Genomic DNA, 18738 nt, shown 5'->3' with positions numbered 1-18738 from the left:
AACTCCTCGTCGTCTCCCACGCCGCCACCGAGCAGGAGATCCACGCTGCCTTCCAGTAACCGGGAACCCGGTCATGGCTTGATGTCGAGGATGTCCGGCACGGGGCGCCGCGGGGTGCCCGGACCCTCGGGCCCGTATCCGAGGCGCAGCACGATCTGCGCGTGTCCGATACCGGAGACGGGGTCCCGGAGCGGCCAGCGCAGGTCGCTCCACTCGAGGGCTTGGCTGGCGAACGAGGTCGACAGGCCTTCCAGGGTCGCGAGCAGCAGCACGCGTTCCATGGCCTGGCCGGCGCGCAGCCAGTCCTCCGGGCGGTCGTGCGCGGTGCTGAGGATCGCGAGTTGCGGGGTCCGTTCGAACCGGGCGGAGGCGCGACCGGCCACCGGTCTGTTCCCGGCGAAGTCCCGCATGGGGGCCTTGCCGCCCAGTTTGCTGGGCCCGAAGGCGTATCCGGGCACTCCGTCGGGCGCGGTGCCGGGGGAGGAGGTGTCGTCGAGGTGGGTCCATTCCGCCAGGTCCTGGCTGCTGCCGGGGTCCGTGAGGTTGCGTGCTTCGGCCTCCTCCAGCAGGTCGAGCACTTCCTCCAGGTGCCAGGGGGACGGGAAGGTGAGCATGGCCTCCTCGCGGTCGGCGGCGTCGGACAGGGCTGTGCGGATACGGTCGGGGATCCGCGTCTCGTCGAAGGGGTGGCGGCTGCTGTGCCGGCGGTGGATCGCCGGATACAGCGCCGCGAGCCCGCTGCCGGCGGTGCCGAGCGCGGCCGGCCGTACGGTGGCGAGCAGGCCGGGCTCGGCCGGGTCGGGCCGTAGCCGGGCCTGCGGGTACCACCCCTCGTGGACCAGTGCGACGCGCAGATTCAGCAGGGCGGCGCCGCAGCCCAGGTGGAGGGCGCGCTGCCGCGGGTCGGAGTGCGGCAGGACGCGGCCGGGGGCTGCGCGCATCTCGAGGACGCGGCCTCCACGCAGGTAGCGGAACCGCCACGGCTGGGTGTTGTGCATGGACGGGGCGGCGGCCGCGTCGCGCACGAGGCGCGTCACATGGCCGTCGGACAGAGTTCGCCGGTTCACAGGAGGACCTCCCGCTCACTCTCCGGCCGGGGTGATGCGGCGTCCCGTGAGCCGTGCGGGCCGGATCGACACCCACATCTCGCGTTCGCCCCCGGCCCACGGGGTGGTGTGGGCGTGTTCGGTCAGACGGCGTACCTCGCCGGGTGCGGTGACCGCCTGCGCGGGGCCGACGGCGAGCACGCTCCACCCCTGGCCCATGGCCTCGTCCAGATGATCGACCTCGAAGGCGACCTCCGCCCCGACGGCGGCCGCGGGCACGGAACCGGGAGCGGTCCGGAAGGCGATCGCGTCGTCGACGACCTCGTAGTTGACCGGTACGACCGCGGGGCCTTCGGGTGTCGCGACCGCGATGCGTCCGACACCGTGCGTGGAGAGCAGGGTCCGGCAGTCCTCCGGCCCGAGGTCCCGGAGCTGAGGGTGCAGCAGCGCCATGCCCCGGCCGGGCGGCAGGTCGGCGCCACCACCGCGCAGTGCCTGGACGCTGGTGTTCAGCGCCGCGGCCAGCCGGACCAGGGTGGCGAGGCTGGGGTCGCCGGGGCGTTCCTCGAGGTAGGCGAGATAGTCCGGCGCCATCCGGGCCCGGCGGGCCGTCTCCTCCCGGGTCAGGCCCTGCCGTTCGCGTTCGGCGGCGACCCGCCGGCCGATGTCGCCGGGGTCCGGCCGGCCGGCGGGCGGAGGCGCGCCGGCATCGGTCCCGGGCCCGTGTCCGAGGTGATTGACGTGGGCGTCGGGACCGGGGAAGACGAGCGTCACGTCGAGCGTGTCCGACCAGCGCACGTCGTAAGGGGGTGTGCCGTCCTCGTGGTGCAGTCCGACGATCTCGCCGTCGCGCCGCGTGCCGCCGGTCGCCGGGCTCCCGACGACGAGTTGATCGCCCAGATGAGCTCGCATGATCGCTGCTCCTTACTCACGTACCGGTGTGTGTGCGCCCCCTGACATGCCCCTCAGCCGGTGATCCCGGCGCGGTGCGGCTCGGCCTTCCCGGCCGTGGTCACATCGGCCACCCGACGGCCGGGCGGGGGCCCGGCCGCCTCGTGCCCGCACCCCGGACGTCGCGTTCGGCGATGTCCAGCAGTTGCCGGCCGAGATCCAGTACGGCCCTGCCCGCGGCCAGCTCGTCACCGATCTCCGGCACATCCGCGTCGACCGGGTTCCGGCGTGCGGTGCCGTGGCCGGTGAGCACCGTGGTCCCGGTGTCGATCACCGCCCGGGCCTTCGTCGTCCCCTCCTCCTCGAAGAGGTAGACGCGAGCCTTCCATTCCAGGGTGTGCGACATTGCTGTCCTCCTCAGCTCGGGACGGACCTGCTGGACCCCGCACCGGGGCGACCGGACACCGACTGCCGCGCGTCCGACGACCCCGGCCGTCCGGTGATACGCCGCCGGACCCGTTCCGTGAGTGCGCCGAGCTGCTCGGAGGTCGTCGCACGAGGGGGGACGGGGACACGGATCCGCCGGGCGGCCGACGGCAGGGCGGCCAGGTCGGCGGCGAACCTCTCCCGGCACTCTCGAAGCGTCGGCCCGCTTCCGGTGCGCTGCCCGTCCCGCATGACCGTTTCCAGCAGCGGTGCGCCGCCGCGGGGTGGCGGCTCGTCGGCGAGACCGATCACGTCGGTACCACCGGGCGGACGGAACACCTGCTTGCGCCCGGGCGCCGTCACCTTCGCCGACGAGAGTTTCATGACCGGTCGCCCTTCGTACTCCACCATTTTGTACGCCGAGTCCAGGTACGGCGCGTCGGCCGAGACGCCGACGCGGGTGCCGACCGCGTAGACGTCGACCGGCGCCCCGGAGCGGACCAGGTCGTCCACGGCGTACTCGTCGAGCCCGCCGCTGACGGTGATCCGCACATCGGCCAGGCCCGCTTCGTCGAGCAGGGACCGGGTGCGCACCGCCAGGGCTCCCAGATCGCCGCTGTCCAGGCGTACGGCACAGCCCGGTCCGCGGTCCAGGTCCCGCAGCACACGTGCCGCGACGCGCACACCCTCCTCGGTGTCGTAGGTGTCCACGAGGAAGGTCACGGGGCCGGGGTGGGTCCGGGCGAACGCGCGGAACGCCTCCTCCTCGTCCTCGAACGCCTCCACGTACGAATGGGCCATCGTGCCGACGGCGGGCAGGCCGAGTGCGGTGGCCGCGGCCACGTTGCTGGTGCCCGCGAAACCGGTCATCGCGCCGAGCCGGGCGGCCTGGAAGCCGGCCTGCGGGCCGTGGGTCCGCCGCAGGGAGAAGTCCACGACCGGACGTCCGGCCGCCGCGAGCACACAGCGCGCGGCCTTCGAGGCGATCAGCGTCTGATGACTCACCTGGTTGAGCACGTACGTCTCGGCCAGCTGTGCCTGCGGAAGCGAAGCGGTCACCTCGAGCAGGGGCTCGCCCGCGAGGACGATCCGTCCCTCCGGCACCGCCCGTACGCTGCCGGTGAACCGCAGTCCGAGCAGGGGCTCCAGATCACGTGGTGGCCGGTGGAGAGCCGCGGCGAAGGCGCTGACGTCCTCCGGGCCGACACACAGGCCGGACAGATGGTCCAGGGCCGATTCCAGCCCCGCCGCGACCAGGAAGCCGCGCTCCGCCGGCAGATCGCGGACGAAAAGGCTGAACGTCGCCGGACCGGTCATCCCCTCCCGCACATAGGACAGGGCCATCGTCACCTCGTACAGATCGGTGGTCGTCGCCTCGGACATCGGCGCCGCCTCCTTCTTCCGTTCCGCCTGCCCGGTGTCACCGGCGGAACCGGCCGGCCCAGGCGGGCTCCACTCGCTCCCACTCGGCGTCCCACCGCGCGTACCTTCCATGGTCCAGCAGGAGGCGTGCTCCCGACCGGGTCAGGAAGACACCGGCCGTCACACCGACGACCGTGAACCCTCCGGCGAACCAGCCGTTCCCCAGGGCCTGGCGCCTGGTCAGCGGGGCGGCGGTGACGGTCCCGTCCCGGTCCACCCAGACGCGCACCGTGGCGCCCTCCGTCATGCCCGGCTTCAGGAGGGCGGTGGACGTCCGCGCGGCGCCGCTGTCGTCGGTCCAGCGGACCTGGGCCTGTTCCTTCGCCGCCCGGCCGACGTTCTCGGTGATCGACACCACCCGTGCACCGACCTGCTGCCGCTCCGCCGACTGGGTCTGCGCCGTCCGTAGCGACGACTCGTACGTCGTCCTGCCGACGACGAGTCCCGCCACCGGCAGTCCGACGAGCAGGACGGCCATCAGCACGCGACGCAGCCAGAACTCGACCAGGTCCGACGTACGGATCAGCGGATTGTGCCCCTTGGTCGTCTCGCGCCCGCCTGGTGGCGGCGGAACGGACGCGTGCGGTGAGCTTCGGGTACTCATGGCCGGGCCTCCAGCACATGACGCTGGTCGCTTCCCTCACCACCATGGAACGACGGCGGGTTCCGGTCACTGGGCCGAAGGTCCCTGGTGGGGTGGCCCTTCGGACTCCGCCGCCGGTCCTTGGGACAGCTTTTCCGCCGCGCGGATCCCTCTGCTCGATCTCATCCTCCGGGTCCCGGCGGACGTCCGGTCCGCGTGCGCAACCGAAGGGTTTGCGGTAATCGTCGAATGAGTGGTGGCGGGCATGGTGTGGTGTACCGCGCTCGCGAGACGCCTACCCGGTCACCACCGTCCAGCTTCTTGCGAGACGGAGGCAGGCGCCATGGAACCAGTGATCACCGTTGGTCTCGACGGTTCACCCGAGAGTCTTTCCGCCGCCCGGTGGGCCGCGGACGAGGCCGGGCGCCGCGGGTGCGCGCTGCGCCTGCTGCACGCGTGGCCCACGCTCGTGCCGGAACCGGTCAAGGTCCCTTCCGAGGCCGACCAGAACTACTGGGCGAAGCGCATGGTGGACAGCGCGCGGGCCGAGTTGCGGGGTCTGCATCCGGATCTGGCCGTCGCCGGCGACCTGGTGGCGGACGACGCTCAGGAGGCGCTGCTGCGCGCGGCGTCGGAGTCGGCCATGACCGTGCTCGGCTCACGCGGGCTGGAACTCGTCGAGAGCTACTTCCTCGGCGACATCAGCATGGCGGTTGCGGCACACGCCAGGGGGCCGGTCGTGCTGGTCCGGGCGGAGGGCCCGCGCAGCGAGCTCGTGGACACCGGCGACGTGGTCGTCGCGCTGAAGCTGCGCGGCCCCTGCGACGACCTGCTCGCGTTCGCCTTCGCCACGGCGGCGGCACGGAACGTGCCCCTGAGGGCTGTCCACGGACAGAGCCCGCCCCTCCACGCCTACCTCCCCTGGGGGGTGGACCACGAGGTCGCCGACGACATCACGCGGGACGCGCGCGAGCGATTGGACCACACGCTGCGCCCCTGGCGCGAGAAGTACCCCCGGGTGGAGGTGGCCGACGGCATCGGGCTGCGGAGCCCTGCCCGGGCGGTCCTGCGGTCCGCCGCCGGCGCGGGGCTGCTGGTCGTCGGCCGGCGCAGGCACCACCGTGTTCCGGCGCCCCGGCTGGGGCCCGTCGCCCAGGCCGCCATCCACCATGCGCGCTGCCCCGTCGCGGTCGTACCGCATGAGTGAGCCGGACGGCCCGAGGCGAGCGACGGCAGCCGCGCACCCGACCGACGAGTCCGTGCTCCGCCCGAGCAGCGGCCCCGGCGGTGCCACGTTCCCGCGCGCGGAGCTGCACGAGACGCACACCGCGATCGTGCTCCTTTTCGGCGACCACGCCTACAAGATCAAGAAGCCGGTCGATCTGACGTTCCTGGACTACACCGGGGTGGCGGCCCGTCGGGCCGCCTGCGAGCAGGAGGTCTCCCTCAACCGCCGCTTCGCCGCGGACGTGTACCTAGGCCTGGGAGAGATCCGGCTGCCCCACACGGACGAGGCCGAACCGCTCGTCGTGATGCGCCGTATGCCGGCGGACCGCCGCCTGTCCCGGCTGGTACGGGAAGGGGCCGACGTCGACGACGTCCTGCGGTCCGTGGCCCGGCAGCTCGCCGCACGCCACGCGGACGCGCCCCGGGGCCCGGACGTGGACGCGCAGGGAAGCCGAGACGCGCTGTCGTCGAGGTGGGAGTCGAGCTTCGCGCAGGTCCGTGCCCTGGCCGACGAGATCCCGCTGCCCGACGGCGTCGAGGAGGCGGAGCGGCTGGTGCGCCGGTACCTCGGCGGCCGTGAGCAGCTGTTCGACACGCGGATCCGGGAGGGCCGCATCGTCGACGGCCACGGCGACCTGTTGGCCGAGGACGTGTTCTGCCTCGACGACGGCCCCCGCATCCTGGACTGTCTGGAGTTCGACGACCGCCTTCGCCACGTCGACGGCCTCGACGACGCCGCCTTCCTCGCCATGGACCTGGAACAGCTCGGCGCCCCGGAATCGGCCGCGTACTTCCTCGCCCGGTACAGCGAGTACTCCGGAGACTTTGCGCCCCCCTCGCTGTGGCACCACTACGTGGCCTACCGGGCGTTCGTCCGCGCCAAGGTCTCCCTGATCCAGTCACGCCAGGGTGCGCCCGGTGCGGCGGCGGCCCGACGGCTCGTCACGGCGACGCTGCGGCACCTGCGCGCCTCCGCTGTCGGTATGACTTTGGTGGGCGGGCTGCCGGGCAGCGGGAAGTCCACCCTCGCCGGAGCGCTGGCCGACCGCCTGGGAGTGACCCTGCTCAGCAGCGACCGCCTCCGCAAGGAGTTGGCCGGCATCCCGGCGGAGCGGTCCGCGGCGGCAGACTACGGCGAGGGCCTGTACACCGCGGAGTGGACCGCGAGGACGTACACCGAACTGCTCGACCGCGCGGCCGCCCTGCTGTCCTCGGGGGAATCCGTCGTCCTGGACGCCACCTGGTCCGATGCGGGGCAGCGCGAAGCGGCCCTGCGCACGGCCGAGCGCACGGGTGCGGATCTGACGGCCCTGCACTGCCAGGTACCGGGGGAGGTGGCGGAGGCCCGTCTCGAGTCCCGGACCGCATCGGTGTCCGACGCGGACATCGTCGTGGCCGCTGCCCTGGCGGCCAGGGAACCGCCGTGGCCCGAGGCCGTCACGGTCGACACCGGCGGCCCTCTGGAAGCAGCGGTCGTCCAGGCGTTGGCGGCCGTGCACCCGAGGGGAACGGGTCCGGCGCCGGTTTTCCGCCGCCTCTGCGTGTGGCCGGACTGACGGACAGGGAGCAGCGCGGGCACCCGTGTTGCCCGGGAGGCACTGGAGGGTGACGGTGGAGAGGAGACGGCGAGCGAGGGAGCGGCCATGCGCGGACTCGTCTACCAAGGCCCCGGGCGGACCTCGTGGGACACGGTTCCCGATCCCGTGATCGAGGAGGACACCGACACGATCGTACGCGTCGACGCGACCACCGTCTGCGGGAGTGATCTGCACATCCGGCGCGGCGACCTCGCCGAGGTGAAGCCGGGAACGGTCCTCGGCCACGAGGCCGTCGGCGAGGTGGTGGAGGTCGGCCGGGGGGTGCACACCAGGCGCCCCGGACACCGGGTGATCGTTTCCTCGGTGTCGGCGTGCGGGCACTGCCCTTTCTGCCGCGACGCCATGTACGGACAGTGCCGGGGCGGCGGCGGATGGATCCTGGGCCGGGAGATCAACGGGACCCAGGCCGAATTCGTCCGCGTCCCCTTCGCCGACTCCTCCACGCACCGCCGGCCTCCGTACCTCCCGCTCGACGAGGCGGTCCTGCTCGCCGAACTCCTCCCGACCGCCTACGAGGTCGGGGTGCGCAACGGGCATGTGAGCCCGGGTGACACCGTCGTGGTGGTCGGCGCGGGCCCGGTGGGCCTCGCCGCGGTGGTTCTGGCGCGCCTGTACTCACCCCGGCGGGTCGTCGCGGTGGACCTGTCGCCGTCCCGGCTGGCATCCGCCACGCGCCTGGGCGCCCATGCCGCCGAACTGCCCGGGCGAATGGTCTCAGAACTGTCCGAGGGGCCCGGCGCCGACGTCGTCATCGAGGCCGCGGGCGATCCGGACGGCTTCGTCCTGGCGACCCGCGTGGTGCGGGCCGGAGGCCACATCGCCAACATCGGCATGCACGGCGAACCCGCCACCCTCCATCTCGAGGCGCTGTGGCGCAAGAACGTCACGATCAGCACCGGCCAGGTCGACACCTCCTCCACGCCGTGGCTGCTCGACCTGCTGTCCTACGGACGACTCACGGTCTTCCCGCTCGTCACCCACCGGTTCCCCCTGGAGCGCATGGAGGACGCCTACGAGGTCTTCGCGCACGGACCGGACACCGGCGCCCTCAAGGTCGTGCTCCACCACGAGCTGCCGGAACCGTCCCCCTAGCCGGTCACCCGTCCACGACCGGCTGACCGCTCACGGCACACACGGGCGACGAGCGCCGGCACCGCCGGCCGGCGTGCTGTGTCCGCGCCGTCGAGACGCACCCCGGTACGTTCGCCGAGCGTCGACGACCACGCGGCCGACACCGAGCCTCCTCGGCACATGCGTGACGCGGGAGATGCGCTCCGCCGACGGCAGCCGCAGTCGGGAGGGGAGGGAACCGAGGGCCACCCGCTTCTTGCGGATCCTCATTGCACGGTGCGCGGTCTCACTCCGCTTCTCCGTGCCGCTCGACCCTCGGTTCCCCTCCATGAAACCTCCGCCGGCTTGCCGTCTCCAGGGCCGAACGGGCCGGTCACGGTGCCGACGGGCCCTTCGGAGGAGAATCCTCGGTGCGAGCCGTGGCGGATGCGGCTCCACCGGTTTCGGGGTGGCCCCGACGGGCCACGGTCGCCGGACCGTGCGCGCACGTGTGGCGTTCCGGACCGTACGTACGGCCCGTTGCCGGGCCACCTGTCCGTATCGGCGACGCGGGAATCCGGGGCCCGGAACAGGCCCTCCGCCCGTCCGCCGGAGCCGCACGCGCGCTGCCGGGAGTCACTACGGGCCGTTTTGGACGACCGCGACGGGACACTGCGCATGGCGCAGGACGGCCTGACTCACCGACCCCAGGAGCAGACCCGTGACCCCGCCCCTGCCCCTCGCACCGACCACGAGAAGCCCCGCGTCGGCGCTCGCCCCGATGAGGGTGTGGCGTACTCGGCCGATGACGGGTCGGTGCCGCACCTCGACGTCCGGGTGGTTCCGTTCGTCCTCGGCCAGCGCCGCCCCGAGCACCTGTTCCGCGTGGTCGCGCAGATGGCCTCTGTCGTACGTCACGAAGGGCGGATCGGCAGGGCCGTCGTAGGCGTCCGCGCTGCCGGGCCGGCAGACGTGCACCGCGGTGAGCCCCGCACCGCGAAGACGTGCCTCGGTGAAGGCGAAGCGGACCGCCGGCGCCGACGAGGGTGCGTCGTCGACCGCCAGGAGCACCGGACCGCCCGGGGACCGCCGCCCCCGCACGACGAGCACCGGGCAGCGGCCGTGGGCCGTGAGATGCCCGGCGGTCGAGCCGAGCAGCAGGCCGGCGACGGCGCCCCGGCCGTGGCTGCCGACCACGGCCAGCGCGGCCGTGCGTGATTCGATCACGAGCACGGTCGCCGGCTCGCCCAGGACGACGTCCCGGTCGATCTCGACTCCCGGAACCGAGTCGCGGGCCCGCCGCTCGGCCTCCGCCAGGGTGCCGTCGATCAGTTCGCGCACCCCTGCCTCTGCTGGACTCCACGGCGGGCCGGGGCGGGGAACGTGCGCGGACGGGCGTCCGAAGGCGTGCACCAGCCGCAGCCCCGTGCCCCGGAGCGCGGCCTCACGGGCAGCGGCCTCCACCGCGGCCAGGCTCGACGGCGACCCGTCCACACCCACCACCACCGGCTGATCCATGACAACGCTCCTGCCGGACCCCGCTACCGCTCCCGCTCGCGCGGCACCACGAAGACCGGGCAGCGCGCATGGTGGAGGAGACCCTGACTCACGGACCCGAGCAGCATGCCGCGGAAGCCGCCACGGCCGTTGCGGGACCGATGGACCCGGTCAGCCACGGCGGCGCGGCGTTGTGGCCGGGCGTGTTGTGCCCGGGTACGCGCCGACGCCAGGGGGCGGGCCGGAGCTTCCCGGCCGTGCCGGCCGCCCAGCCGTCGACGGCTCCCCAGTCCCGGAAGTCGCCGGAGCGTCCGCCCACCAGGCGGAAGAACACGCGTCCGGAGCGGGGAAGCTGATCGCGTCCGACGACCCCGGAGAACAGACGGTGACCGCGGAACCGCAGTCCTGGCGGCAGGCCGTGCTCGACGGCCGGCAGTTCCCGGCGTGCCAGACGGCGCCACGGCCCGCGCAGCGCGGCGGGCATCCAACTCGAAACGCGTGCTCATGGTGACCGGTCCCTTCGGATTCCGGTGACGATCACGAGCAGTGATCTGCTTCTGCCGCCGAACGGGTGGGGCACCGCACCGACCGGACGGCCGGCGAGGAGCGGCTCCACCGGCTCCCTGATCCCAGTATCCGTGCTGCCGCCCCAGGCGGCATGGGCCGAGCGGTGCACCGAACGGGGCCGGCCGTTCCGCGGCCACGTCGGCCACCGCATGCTCGTTCCGTCGTGTCCTCCACGGCATGGCGTCGGCCATCGCCCCGTACGAAGCTGGAAGTGACGGCGCGTGCGGGGAGCGGCTCGGGAACCGGCACGAGAGGAGGCGCGGGCGGTGACCATTCCGCTGGTGGTCGGGATCGACGGTTCCGAGGCGAGCCTGGAAGCAGTGGACTGGGCGGCGCGAGAAGCGGCCCTGCACACGGTGCCGCTCCATCTGCTGTATGCGGCGGGACGGGACCAGGAGGCGACCGACGTCCTCGGCGCCGCCACAGGGCGTGCGAGGGAAACCGCTCTCGGCGTGCCGCTGTCCACCGAGGTGCGGCACGAGGACGCCGCCCTCGCCCTGGTCGACACCGGCCGCAACGCCTTCGCGCTGGTGGTGGGGTCAAGAGGGCTCGGAGGTCTGTCCGGGATGCTTCTGGGCTCGGTCGGGCTGGCGGTGGCGGCACGGTCGGACTGTCCGGTGGTCGTGGTGCGCGGCACGGCGGAACACCGGGACGCCCGGTTCGGAAGCGTCGTCGTCGGCGTCGAGGAGGGGGAGGGGAGCGGCACGGCGCTCCGGTTCGCGCTCCGTGAGGCCCGGGCCAGGCGTTGCCGGCTGGTGGCCGTTCATGCCTGGAGCACCTCGGCCGGTGCTCCCGCCACGCCCCGCACCCCGGTGTGGTACGCCCCGGACTCCCGTCGGCGTTCGCCGGTACAGGTACTCGACGATGCCTTGCGCGGCCCCGCGGAGACGTATCGAGACGCATCCGTCAGCCGGCGGGTGGTCGAGGTACCGGCACGCCAGGCGCTGCTGGAGGCGGCGTCGGAGGCGGATTTCCTGGTGGTCGGGGCACGCCGGCGAAGGGGCCACATGGGTCTGCAACTGGGGCTGACCAATCATGCGATGCTGCACCACGCACCCTGCCCGGTCGCCGTCGTCCCCCAGATATGAACCGGCGTCGGCCCCGCCCGGCAGGGTCCGCGGGGCCGAGCCGTGCGGAGGTCGCGGTGGGCGGTGGGCAGTGCGACGGTGGTGTGCAGAGGGTCTCGCGCGCGGCAGGAGAGGAAGGCGGGTGGTGGTCATGGACCTTCCGTTGGTGGTGGGGGTCGACGGCTCCGATCCCAGCCTCGCGGCGCTGGACTGGGCGGTGGACGAGGCGGCGCGGCACGGGCTGCCCCTGCGGCTGGTCCATTCCTCGCTGTGGGAACGATACGAAGGCAGGGCCCCGTCCTTCGCGCGGGAGCGCCCCGCCGGCACTGTCCTCGCCCAGCACATCGTCGCCTCCGCGGCGGAGCGTGCCCGGCTGCGCCGGCCGGAGGTCAAGGCGACGGGCGACCTGATTCCCGAGGACCCGGTGTCGGCCCTGCTGTCGGCCGGGCAGGAGGCACGGTTGCTGGTCGTGGGTTCCCGCGGCCGGGGCGAACTCGCGGCGCTGACACTGGGGTCCGTCGGGCTCGCGGTGGCCGCCCGGGCGGTCTGCCCGGTCGTCGTGGTCCGCGGCGGGGAGCGGAACCGGGAGGGAGCCTACGGACGCGTGGTGGTGGGGGTCGGGAATCTGCCCCACTGCCTCGGGGCCGTCCGGTTCGCCTTTCACGAGGCCCGGGTACGCGGCGCGGCCCTGCACGCCGTGCGCGCCTGGCGCCGCCCGGCCTCCGAAGACGTGGCCCCCCGGACCGCGGACGACGGCATGTCCGCGCATCAGGAACGCGCGTCGGCCAATCTCGACGAGGCGCTGCTCCAGGCGGTGCGGGAACGGCCGGACGTCGACGTGATCCGCGCACCGGTCGAAGGCCCGCCTCATCAGGTCCTCCTGGAGGCGTCGGCCGACGCCGACCTGATCGTCGTAGGAGCCCTGCGGCGGCACGGCCACCCCGGCCTCCAACTCGGCAGAGTGGCGCACACCCTGCTGCACCACGCCCCGTGCCCGGTCGCCGTCGTTCCGCAACGGGTCTGAACCCCGGGGTCCCGCACGGATCGCAGGGGAGAAGGACAAGGGGCGTCCGATGCCGGAGTGGACGTGGGAGTACGAAGGGTACGACCCCGCCGCCGAGCGGCTGCGGGAATCGCTGTGCACGCTCGGCAACGGGTGCTTCGCCACCCGCGGTGCGTTCCCCGAATGCCGGACCGGCCTGGTGCACTGTCCGGGAACCTACCGGGCCGGCTGCTACAACCGCCTCGAGTCGACTGTCGCCGGGCGCCGGGTGGTCAACGAGGACATGGTCAACCTCCCGAACTGGCTGCCGCTGCGCTTCCGCGTACGGGCGCGGGGCGGAACATGGGGTCCGTGGCTCACCCCGGACTCCGCCGCCCTGCTCGACCACCGGCAGGTCCTGGACCTGCGCCGGGGCCTGCTCGTCCGGACCTCGCGGTACCGGGACCGCACCGCGGGAGTACTCGGAGTCGAACAGATCCGCCTGGTGCACATGGCGGACCCGCATCTGGCGGCACTGCGGACGGTGCTCACCGCCGAGAACTGGTCGGGGGACGTCGAGGTCCAGTCCGCCCTCGACGGCGATGTGACGAACACCAACGTGCACCGCTACCGGACTCTCGACCGGCATCACCTGGCAGGCGTACGCACCGGTGCGCGGGAGCCCGGGACGACCTGGCTGAGCTGCCGGACGAGTACGTCCCACATCGGGATCGCCCTGGCCGCCCGGACCGTCGTCGTGGGGCCCCCGCCCTCCTGGTCACAGCTGCGTCCCGGCCGGCGCCACGCGGTCCACCGCCTGGTGATCGCGATCGTCGCCGGCCGGCCCGTCGAGGTGGAGAAGACAGTGGTGCTGCACACCTCCCGCGACGCCGCGATCGGGGATCCGCTCGGCGCGGCCGTCGACCGGGTGACCACGGCCCCGGACTTCGCCGCCCTGCTGGACTCTCACACGGCCGCCTGGCGGCGCATGTGGCGGCGCGCGGACATCCGCGTCCCGGGCCGGGCGGGCCGCGTCCTGCGGCTGCACCTCTTCCACGTGCTGCAGACCCTGTCCCCGCACACGGCGGACCTCGACGTCGGGGTGCCGGCCAGGGGGCTGCACGGCGAGGCGTACCGGGGGCATGTGTTCTGGGACGAGCTGTTCGTCCTGCCGTATCTGAACCTGCACTTCCCCGACGTGTCGCGGGCCCTGCTGACCTACCGCCACCGGCGCCTGGACCGGGCCTGCCGGTCCGCCGCCGCCATCGGACGGGCCGGGGCGATGTATCCGTGGCAGAGCGGCAGCGACGGCCGTGAGGAGACCCAGGAACTGCATCTCAATCCGCACTCGGGCCGCTGGCTGCCGGACAACTCCCGGCTCCAGCACCATGTCGGCTCGGCGGTCGCCTACAACGTGTGGCAGTACGGCGAGGCCACCGGCGATACCGGGTTCCTCTACACCAAGGGTGCGGAGATGCTGGTACAGATCGCCCGCTTCTGGACGGACAGCGCGGTCTTCGACCCGGCGAGGGGCCGCTACCGTATCCGCGGGGTCGTCGGCCCCGACGAGTACCACGACGCCTACCCCGGCGCCGACCGGCCGGGACTGGACGACAACGCGTACACCAACGTCACCGCCGCATGGGTCATCGCCCGCGCCCTGGACCTGCTGCGCCGCCTTCCCGCCGGGCACCGGCGGGAACTGTTCGAGCGCGTACGTCTGGACGGCGAGGAACTCCCGAAGTGGGAGGAGGTCTCCCGGCGGCTGTACGTGCCGTTCCATCAGGGCGTCGTCAGTCAGTTCGAGGGGTACGGCGATCTGGCCGAGCTGGACTGGGACGCCTACCGGGCGCGCTACGACAGTATCCGGCGGCTGGACCGGATCCTGGAGGCCGAGGGCGACACGGTCAACCGCTACAAGGCGTCCAAGCAGGCAGATGTCCTCATGCTCGGCTACCTGTTCCCGCCGACGGAGCTGCGGAGTCTGTTCCACCGCCTCGGACACCACCTGGACGAGGAGATATGGAACAGGACCGTCGACTACTACCTGCGCCGCACCAGCCACGGCTCCACCCTCAGCGAGGTGGTGCACGGCTGGGTTCTCGCCAGGGTGAGGCGGGCCGAGGCCTGGCAGTACGTTCATGAAGCCCTGGAGGCGGACATCGCCGACATCCAGGGCGGTACGACGGGGGAGGGCGTCCATCTGGGGGCCATGGCCGGCACGCTCGATCTGGTCCAGCGAGGCCTGACGGGGCTGGCACCCCATGGGGACGCCCTGTCGCTGGACCCGGTGCCGCTCCCCGCTCTGTCGGAGTACGGGTTCTCCCTGAGCCACCGCGGCCACTGGGGGATCGGTCTGCGCCTCCACACCGGGCGACTGGAACTCGCGGTACCGGATTCGGAGGAGTCGCCGCTCCGCGTGGTCCTGGCCGACCGGGCGGTCACCGTCGCTCCCGGAGAGACCTGCGTGCTCCGGCTCCCGGCGAACTGACGGCACCCCACGACGAGGGCAGGAGCTACGCGACGCCGGCCGGACCGAGGCGTGGGCGGCGGGCATCGCCCGTGGGCCGGCGAGCAGGTGACGGCGCGATCAGGGAGCGAGGGAGAAGTAGCTCTCCTCCTCCTGAGTGAAGTGCAGCCGCAGCACGGTGTGCAGACCGTAGAGGCAGGCCCGCAGGTCCTCGAGCTGCCCGGGTTCCAGTGCGCCCCGCGGCTCGGCGAGCGCCAGGTGGGTGGCCACCCGCCCGGCGAGCCGTTCGATCTCGGCGTGGGCGCGGCTCATGGTCGCCGTCGCCTCGGGGCCGCCGAGAGTCGGCTCGAGCGCTGGATAGAGCTCGTGTTCCTCCGCGTACTCGTGCGGCAGCAGCCGCTCGGTGAGCAGCCGGTCGACCTCGCGCACCGAGTCCAGGGCCTGCCCGTCCGTGCCCGGAGCCGAGAGCCGGGCCGCGGCGTCCCGCACGGCCTGCAGCACGACCTGCAGCTCCTCGTGCTCGGCCGCGAAGCGGTGGATCAGGGCCTCGGCGGCGGGTTCGAGGGCCGGCCGGCACCCTGGTCCATCCGCAGGGCGCGCAGCGCGTTGAGGATGACCGCCACGTCGATGCCCTCCTGCAGCAGCGCGCCGACGGCCGGGGGCAGCAGCCCCACGGCGGCCGCGCCCATGGCCGCCAGCGACAGGAGCATGCCCCCCGAGGGCGCTCTGTACGGCGATACGCCGCGCCCGTACGGCGATCGACGTGGCGTCGGCCAGCCGGTCCACGCGGTCCGTGGTGAGGACGATGCCGGCCGCCTCGGAGGAGGCGGTGGAACCCCGTGCCCCCATCGCCACGCCGACGTCCGCGGCGGCGAGCGCCGGCGCGTCGTTCACGCCGTCGCCGACCATGACGGTGACGGCGCGCTCGCGCTCCGCGCGGACCGCGGCCACCTTGTCGGCCGGAGTCAGTTCGGCCCGTACGCCGTCGAGCCCGAGGACGGAGGCGATCTCGCGGGCGGGTTCGGGCCGGTCGCCGGTCAGCATCACGATGCGGCGGATACCGGCCGTACGCAGCCGCCGCACGGCGCGGGGCGCGTCGTGGCGCAGCGGATCGCGCAGCATGACCGCCCCCACGGGAACACCGTCCACGGTGATCCAGGCGACGGCGGAGCCGTCCAGCAGTGCCCGATTCTCCGCGGCCCGCGCCCAGTCCGGGAGCACCACCGAGGGCTCCAGCCGTCCCACGGTCGTCCTGCGGCCCTCGACCACGCCGTACGCGCCACGGCCGGCCTCCTCCGACACCTCCGTCGCCGTCGACGGCTCGAGACCGCGCTCACGGGCCGCGTCGACGATCGCGTGGGCCAGGACGTGTGGCGAGTACTGATCCACCGTGGCCGCCAGCCGCAGCACCTCGGCGGGCTGCCTGCCGGGTGCCGCGGTCACGTCGACCACGCGCGGGCGGCCGCCGGTAAGGGTGCCGGTCTTGTCGAGCAGCAGCGTGCGGGCCCGCCCGAGGCGCTCCAGCGCGCCACCGTCCCGGACCACCACACCCAGCCGGGAGGCCCGGGACAGGCCGGAGACGATCGCCACCGGGGCGGCGAGCAGCAGTGGGCAGGGGGTGGCGACCACCAGCACCGCCACGGCCCGCACCGGGGAGCCGCTCAGCAGCCAGGCCAGCCCCGCGACCGCCACCGACAGGGGCAGGAACCAGGCCGCATAGCGGTCGGCCAGGCGGACGACGGGGGCCGCCTCCGCGCCCGCCTGCCGGGCCAGCCGTACGATCCCGGCGTAGGTGCTGTCCTGCTCGGTCGCCGTGGCCCGCAGCTCGAAGACCCCGCCCGCGTTCACGACTCCGCTGCGCACCGTCTGCCCGGTCTCCCGTTCCACCGGCGCCGCCTCACCCGTGAGCGCCGACTCGTCGAGGACGGCCGCCGGTCCCGCGACCTGCCCGTCGACGGGGACCACCTCGCCCGCGCCGACGACGAGAAGGTCCCCCACGGCGACCTCCGAGACGGGAATCGGGCGGACCTCGGTGCCGGTGCGCCGACGCGCGGTGCGGGGCGTGTGCGCGAGCAGCGCACGCAGATCGTGGGAGGCGCGCCGCTGCGCGGCGGCCTCCAGCGCGCGCCCGGTGGCCAGCATCAGACCGATCAGAGCCCCGGCAAGATATTCGCCGACGGCCAGGGTGCCGCCGAGGGCCAGGACCGCGATGAGGTCCACACCGGCGTGACCGCGACGCAGCGCGGCCACCACCCAGCCGACCGCGGGCACGACGGCGAAGGTTGTGCCCAGCGCCCAGCACAGGCCGGCGCCATCGCTGCGGCCCAGCAGCCACAGGACACCCCCTGCCGTGAGCGACGAGGCCGTGACGGCCAGGAGGACGGGTTCGAGCCAGGACGCACCCGCCGGTGCCGCGGCAGGGCCCGGCACCGGTTTGCGTGAGCCGGTCCGGCGGGTGTCGCCGGACTTGGTGCGGAGCATGGAGTTCCTCACCGGTCGGCGATTCGCGACGGGGCAGCCAGGGGGCAATCGGCCGGCACCGGTGCCCGACGGTGAGACGACGGATCCGTCCGGGGCGGCCGCCTCACTGTCGCGCGCCCGCTCCGCGCACCACGGCGACCGGGCAGTGCGCGTGATGCAGCAGGGCCTGGCTGACGGACCCCAGCAGCAGGCCGGTGAAACCGCCGCGTCCCCGTGCCCCGACGACCAGCAGCCCGGCGGTCCGGCTCGCCTCGATCAGGGCCTCGCGGGTGGGTCCGTGGATCATCCTGTGCTCCACGGCCACGTCCGGATGCCGCTCCTGATGCCCGGCCAGCGCTGCCGACAGCAGACGTTCCTCCTCCTGGCCCAGCGCTTCGGCCGGGTTCGCGTAGGGCTCCGAGGGATCCTGCGGGGCGGGCAGCGGTGCGTTCCACGTGGTCCAGGCGTGCAACGCGACAAGGCCGGTCCCGTGCAGCTCGGCCTGCCGGAAGGCGAATTCCACCGCCTCGTCCCCGGCGGGGGAGCCGTCGACGCCCACCACGACCGGACCGTCGCGGTGGGCCTCCCCGCGCACGACCAGCACGGGGCAGCGCGCGTGCGCCGCGAGATGCACCGCCGTCGAGCCCACCATCAGCCCGACGAACCCTCCCATCCCACGGGATCCGACGACCACCAGCTCGGCGGCACGTGACTGCGCCTCCAGCACCGTCAACGGCTCCCCCGTCACCACCGCGTGGGACACCTCCACCTCCGGCGCCGCGGCCCTGGCATGCTCGACCGCTTCCGCCACCAGACGCTCGACCATGTTCCGTAGCCCGCCCTCGGGCGGACCCAGAGGTGACGGACCCAGGGGGGCGGGCACTGCGGGCCAGAGGAACGCGTGCACCACTCTCAGCGCGGCCGTCCGGAGCCGGGCCTCCCGCGCGGCGGCCTCGACGGCGACGAGACTCGACGTCGACCCGTCCACACCGACGATCACCAGACCACCCACTGTTCCTCCCGAGTCCCGAGTGTTCCCGCTCCCTCCAGGCTCGCCCCGTCGACGTCCTGGTGCCATGGGGCTCACGTCCCGCCCGAAGGGCCGTTCGGGCCCTCGGACGTTCCGGGTACGCCATTCGGTGCCCGCGCCCCGCGTCTGCCGTGCGGCAGCGCCGCGGGTATGGGACTCCTCACTTCCGGATACCCCCCGGGGCATAAAGCGGAGCGCCAGGTCCGCCTGGTCGCCGGCTCCCTGGTCCTGGCCGGCGCCCTCGGCAGCTTCGCCGTCCCCGGCCTGCAGGCGCTGTCCGCGTTCGTCGGTGGCGGACTGGCCTTCGCCGCCCTCAGCAACACCTGCGCCATGGGAGTGCTGCTGTCGAGGATGCCGTGGAACCGCACACCGTCCTTCGACCCGCGCAAGGCCGTCGCCCAGCTCGCCGACGGCAGGTGACC

16 protein-coding genes and 1 pseudogene are annotated in these 18738 nt (G+C 73.5%); 7 read left to right on the top strand and 10 right to left on the bottom strand.

Annotated elements, in window-relative coordinates; all coding sequences use genetic code 11:
- Window positions 1–71: 71 nt before the first annotated feature.
- The 5 genes from IF28_RS0130990 to IF28_RS0130970 all read right to left on the bottom strand — a co-directional run bounded on the left by IF28_RS0130990 (window position 72) and on the right by IF28_RS0130970 (window position 4389).
- Window positions 72–1067 (bottom strand): Acg family FMN-binding oxidoreductase, encoded by a 996-nt coding sequence (locus IF28_RS0130990; RefSeq protein WP_420713799.1) that lies wholly within the window; start codon window positions 1065–1067, stop codon window positions 72–74.
- A gap of 15 nt (window positions 1068–1082) precedes the next feature.
- On the bottom strand, window positions 1083–1958 hold the full coding sequence (locus IF28_RS0130985; protein ID WP_030227266.1) for a pyridoxamine 5'-phosphate oxidase family protein: 876 nt from the start codon (window positions 1956–1958) through the stop codon (window positions 1083–1085).
- Between the two features lie 100 nt (window positions 1959–2058).
- Window positions 2059–2343, bottom strand: coding sequence for a DUF1876 domain-containing protein (locus IF28_RS0130980; RefSeq protein WP_030227263.1), 285 nt, complete (start codon window positions 2341–2343; stop codon window positions 2059–2061).
- Window positions 2344–2354: 11 nt separating this feature from the next.
- Entirely contained in the window at window positions 2355–3746 is a 1392-nt protein-coding gene (locus IF28_RS0130975; RefSeq protein ID WP_030227259.1) for a nicotinate phosphoribosyltransferase, read from the bottom strand.
- Between the two features lie 37 nt (window positions 3747–3783).
- Window positions 3784–4389 carry a hypothetical protein gene (locus IF28_RS0130970; RefSeq protein WP_030227256.1) on the bottom strand — a complete coding sequence of 202 codons (606 nt, stop codon included), beginning with the start codon at window positions 4387–4389 and terminating at the stop codon, window positions 3784–3786.
- Between the two features lie 322 nt (window positions 4390–4711).
- Here IF28_RS0130970 and IF28_RS0130965 point away from each other — a divergent pair, with 322 nt between their 5' ends.
- From IF28_RS0130965 to IF28_RS0130955, 3 genes are all read left to right on the top strand, one after another.
- Window positions 4712–5575 carry a universal stress protein gene (locus IF28_RS0130965; protein WP_030227253.1) on the top strand — a complete coding sequence of 288 codons (864 nt, stop codon included), beginning with the start codon at window positions 4712–4714 and terminating at the stop codon, window positions 5573–5575.
- A 103-nt stretch (window positions 5576–5678) separates the two neighbouring features.
- On the top strand, window positions 5679–7151 hold the full coding sequence (locus tag IF28_RS0130960) for an AAA family ATPase (protein WP_030227250.1): 1473 nt from the start codon (window positions 5679–5681) through the stop codon (window positions 7149–7151).
- Window positions 7152–7238: 87 nt separating this feature from the next.
- Entirely contained in the window at window positions 7239–8285 is a 1047-nt protein-coding gene (locus IF28_RS0130955) for an alcohol dehydrogenase catalytic domain-containing protein (protein ID WP_030227247.1), read from the top strand.
- Between the two features lie 597 nt (window positions 8286–8882).
- Here the strand turns inward: IF28_RS0130955 and IF28_RS0130950 are convergent.
- From IF28_RS0130950 to IF28_RS39555, 3 genes are read right to left on the bottom strand one after another with little or no spacing between them, the layout of a single operon-like run.
- Window positions 8883–9761: a universal stress protein gene (locus tag IF28_RS0130950; RefSeq protein WP_030227244.1), complete on the bottom strand. Its 879-nt coding sequence runs from the start codon at window positions 9759–9761 to the stop codon at window positions 8883–8885.
- A 23-nt stretch (window positions 9762–9784) separates the two neighbouring features.
- Entirely contained in the window at window positions 9785–9868 is an 84-nt protein-coding gene (locus IF28_RS38275; RefSeq protein WP_420713800.1) for a universal stress protein, read from the bottom strand.
- On the bottom strand, window positions 9850–10224 hold the full coding sequence (locus IF28_RS39555) for a hypothetical protein (RefSeq protein ID WP_199809062.1): 375 nt from the start codon (window positions 10222–10224) through the stop codon (window positions 9850–9852). The genes IF28_RS38275 and IF28_RS39555 overlap by 19 nt, the downstream gene beginning before the upstream one ends.
- A 349-nt stretch (window positions 10225–10573) precedes the next feature.
- On the opposite strand from IF28_RS39555, the gene IF28_RS0130940 reads away from it, so the two are divergent.
- The 3 genes from IF28_RS0130940 (at window position 10574) to IF28_RS0130930 (ending at window position 14847) form a co-directional block, all read left to right on the top strand.
- A complete protein-coding gene (locus IF28_RS0130940; RefSeq protein WP_030227237.1) occupies window positions 10574–11395 on the top strand; it encodes a universal stress protein in 822 nt (273 codons plus the stop codon).
- A 130-nt stretch (window positions 11396–11525) separates the two neighbouring features.
- The gene (locus tag IF28_RS0130935; protein ID WP_030227234.1) at window positions 11526–12398 is read left to right on the top strand and encodes a universal stress protein; all 873 of its coding nucleotides are present in this window, start codon (window positions 11526–11528) and stop codon (window positions 12396–12398) included.
- Between the two features lie 49 nt (window positions 12399–12447).
- The gene (locus IF28_RS0130930; RefSeq protein ID WP_030227232.1) at window positions 12448–14847 is read left to right on the top strand and encodes a glycoside hydrolase family 65 protein; all 2400 of its coding nucleotides are present in this window, start codon (window positions 12448–12450) and stop codon (window positions 14845–14847) included.
- A 99-nt stretch (window positions 14848–14946) separates the two neighbouring features.
- Here the strand turns inward: IF28_RS0130930 and IF28_RS36635 are convergent.
- Window positions 14947–17079 (bottom strand): annotated as a pseudogene (locus IF28_RS36635) (heavy metal translocating P-type ATPase).
- Between the two features lie 331 nt (window positions 17080–17410).
- Complete coding sequence (locus IF28_RS0130920; RefSeq protein WP_030227228.1) at window positions 17411–18298, bottom strand: universal stress protein; 888 nt, start codon at window positions 18296–18298, stop codon at window positions 17411–17413.
- A 168-nt stretch (window positions 18299–18466) separates the two neighbouring features.
- Here IF28_RS0130920 and IF28_RS0130915 point away from each other — a divergent pair, with 168 nt between their 5' ends.
- On the top strand, window positions 18467–18736 hold the full coding sequence (locus tag IF28_RS0130915; protein WP_234325385.1) for a YgaP family membrane protein: 270 nt from the start codon (window positions 18467–18469) through the stop codon (window positions 18734–18736).
- The last annotated feature ends 2 nt before the right edge of the window (window positions 18737–18738 follow it).

Source organism: Streptomyces sp. NRRL WC-3626 (assembly GCF_000718785.1).
GTDB classification, from domain to species: domain Bacteria; phylum Actinomycetota; class Actinomycetes; order Streptomycetales; family Streptomycetaceae; genus Streptomyces; species Streptomyces edwardsiae.
Note: the sequence above shows the minus strand (reverse complement) of the source record. Positions and strands in the feature narration are given on the sequence as shown.

Bases quoted from the DNA above. Each gene is read 5' to 3' on its own strand.
- IF28_RS0130985 (WP_030227266.1), bottom strand. From the start codon at position 1,958: ATGCGAGCTCATCTGGGCGATCAACTCGTCGTCGGGAGCCCGGCGACC.
- IF28_RS0130980 (WP_030227263.1), bottom strand. From the start codon at position 2,343: ATGTCGCACACCCTGGAATGGAAGGCTCGCGTCTACCTCTTCGAGGAG.
- IF28_RS0130975 (WP_030227259.1), bottom strand. From the start codon at position 3,746: ATGTCCGAGGCGACGACCACCGATCTGTACGAGGTGACGATGGCCCTG.
- IF28_RS0130970 (WP_030227256.1), bottom strand. From the start codon at position 4,389: ATGAGTACCCGAAGCTCACCGCACGCGTCCGTTCCGCCGCCACCAGGC.
- IF28_RS0130965 (WP_030227253.1), top strand. From the start codon at position 4,712: ATGGAACCAGTGATCACCGTTGGTCTCGACGGTTCACCCGAGAGTCTT.
- IF28_RS0130955 (WP_030227247.1), top strand. From the start codon at position 7,239: ATGCGCGGACTCGTCTACCAAGGCCCCGGGCGGACCTCGTGGGACACG.
- IF28_RS0130950 (WP_030227244.1), bottom strand. From the start codon at position 9,761: ATGGATCAGCCGGTGGTGGTGGGTGTGGACGGGTCGCCGTCGAGCCTG.
- IF28_RS38275 (WP_420713800.1), bottom strand. From the start codon at position 9,868: ATGCTGCTCGGGTCCGTGAGTCAGGGTCTCCTCCACCATGCGCGCTGC.
- IF28_RS39555 (WP_199809062.1), bottom strand. From the start codon at position 10,224: ATGCCCGCCGCGCTGCGCGGGCCGTGGCGCCGTCTGGCACGCCGGGAA.
- IF28_RS0130935 (WP_030227234.1), top strand. From the start codon at position 11,526: ATGGACCTTCCGTTGGTGGTGGGGGTCGACGGCTCCGATCCCAGCCTC.
- IF28_RS0130930 (WP_030227232.1), top strand. From the start codon at position 12,448: ATGCCGGAGTGGACGTGGGAGTACGAAGGGTACGACCCCGCCGCCGAG.
- IF28_RS0130915 (WP_234325385.1), top strand. From the start codon at position 18,467: ATGGGACTCCTCACTTCCGGATACCCCCCGGGGCATAAAGCGGAGCGC.